Source organism: Acinetobacter sp. YH16053, from assembly GCF_013417035.1.
GTDB classification, from domain to species: Bacteria; Pseudomonadota; Gammaproteobacteria; order Pseudomonadales; family Moraxellaceae; genus Acinetobacter; species Acinetobacter towneri.
The window spans coordinates 1-1,545 of sequence record NZ_VPEP01000112.1 but is presented as its reverse complement, the minus strand read 5'-3'; the positions used below and the strand labels follow the sequence as shown (position 1 = coordinate 1,545).

The 1,545-nt window shown below is 33.5% G+C and carries 3 protein-coding genes; 1 reads left to right on the top strand and 2 read right to left on the bottom strand.

Annotated elements, in window-relative coordinates; all coding sequences use genetic code 11:
• Positions 1-187: 187 nt before the first annotated feature.
• Positions 188-676: a type III toxin-antitoxin system TenpIN family toxin gene (tenpIN, locus tag FTV43_RS15385; RefSeq protein WP_179995827.1), complete on the top strand. Its 489-nt coding sequence runs from the start codon at positions 188-190 to the stop codon at positions 674-676.
• Positions 677-751: 75 nt separating this feature from the next.
• Here tenpIN and FTV43_RS15380 read toward each other — a convergent pair whose 3' ends face one another.
• The gene (locus FTV43_RS15380; RefSeq protein WP_179995826.1) at positions 752-1,066 is read right to left on the bottom strand and encodes a BrnA antitoxin family protein; all 315 of its coding nucleotides are present in this window, start codon (positions 1,064-1,066) and stop codon (positions 752-754) included.
• A complete protein-coding gene (locus FTV43_RS15375) occupies positions 1,053-1,340 on the bottom strand; it encodes a BrnT family toxin (RefSeq protein ID WP_023271598.1) in 288 nt (95 codons plus the stop codon). The genes FTV43_RS15380 and FTV43_RS15375 overlap by 14 nt, the downstream gene beginning before the upstream one ends.
• Positions 1,341-1,545: the final 205 nt, after the last annotated feature.

Sequence of the window (1,545 nt, the reverse complement as noted above, 5' to 3'; positions counted from 1 at the left end):
ATGCATATTAATATATATTAGTAATTAGATAGCTTGTGGGGTAGGAAGATCCTCACGTTAAACTCTCAAATTCCTTGTATATCATGTGGGGTAGGAAGATCCTCACGTTAAACTCTCAAATTCCTTGTTGCTATCTAGAAAAGCCTCGACAAATGTCGAGGTTTTTTGCATTTAAATGGAAATATATATGCAATTAAAGAAGTTAAATACCTCTTTCTACACTGGAAATCCGATAGTCCAACATGCATTGGATTACTATGCTCTGGATAGTAAATGGGATACAACCAAAGGACGAGGACATGGAGTAGTAAAAATAACTATAAATGATCTTACTTTTGCAATTCCTGTTAGATCTCATGTTACTCACAATGCTTCATTAATTCTTGAGGTAAATAGAAAAGTTAAACATATTAAAGGAATGGGTCTAGATTATTCAAAAGCATTATTAATTAAAGATGAATCATATATTTCAGATGAAGTATTTGTGCTTAGGACAAAGGAAGCTGGTAAAAAGTTAGTTGATAAGGAAGCACATATAACCAAAATGTTTATTGGTTATGTAGAAAAATATATTAATGCGGTTAAAAAAAAGGATCAAAACATCCTAAGATCAGCTGAATATATAGAAACTACTCTGATTAATTATCACGAAGAATTAGGAATTTCTCAGCAATAAGAAATATTAAATTTTTCTAAAATTAACATAATACACCTTATACGATATCAAAAATGGGAGCCTAAGCTCCCATTTTTATTGATGTTTTTTTAAATCTTCTAACATTGCTTCTCGCAGAATTTCATTCATTCGTGTTTGATAGCCTTTGCCTTGAGCTTTAAACCATGCAAGTACATCAGCATCTAAACGAATGGAAGTCTGTTGCTTCACTGGGCGATAGAATTGATTATGGCGTACAGCATTGCTCCAGTCGGTAATTTCAGGCATATCTGATAGATCTAGCTGATCATCAGGAACCGTGCCTTTAGCAAGCAAGCGTTGAATTTCAGCATCTTGCTTGTCGCTGAATTTTTCATTCAGTTCTTTGCGTGAGTATCTAACCATGCTCATATCTATCTCGCTCCGCTTTAGTGACTTGTCTTGCACTAATGATTCGTATGATTTCACAGTCATCTTCATCAAAGATGGTGTGAGCTACTAAGAGCATTAGTACGCCTTTTACTTTTCCAATGGTTTGCCAACGTTCTTCACCATCGGTATGTCTGTCTTGGATTGAGATCCTTAATGGATCTTCAAAAACAAGGCTTGCTGTTTCGAAAGAGACATCGTGCTTTTTCTGATTCTTTCGATTCTTTGCCTCATCCCATTCGAAATACTGTTCCATAAAAAACATTCAAATTTGTATATACAATAATGTATCACAAAATTGTATCACTCAAGTTGAAAAGCGTAATTTTTAGTCAAATTTATTGGCAAGAACTATCAAAACTGCTCATAAAAAAGCCGACTTGTTTCAAAATCGGCTTTTTGGGCATTTTTAGATTTTTCTGTTTTTATTAAGTTTCTGATATTTATATTAATATACAAGT

Bases quoted from the DNA above. Each gene is read 5' to 3' on its own strand.
- tenpIN (WP_179995827.1), top strand. From the start codon at position 188: ATGCAATTAAAGAAGTTAAATACCTCTTTCTACACTGGAAATCCGATA.
- FTV43_RS15380 (WP_179995826.1), bottom strand. From the start codon at position 1,066: ATGAGCATGGTTAGATACTCACGCAAAGAACTGAATGAAAAATTCAGC.
- FTV43_RS15375 (WP_023271598.1), bottom strand. From the start codon at position 1,340: ATGGAACAGTATTTCGAATGGGATGAGGCAAAGAATCGAAAGAATCAG.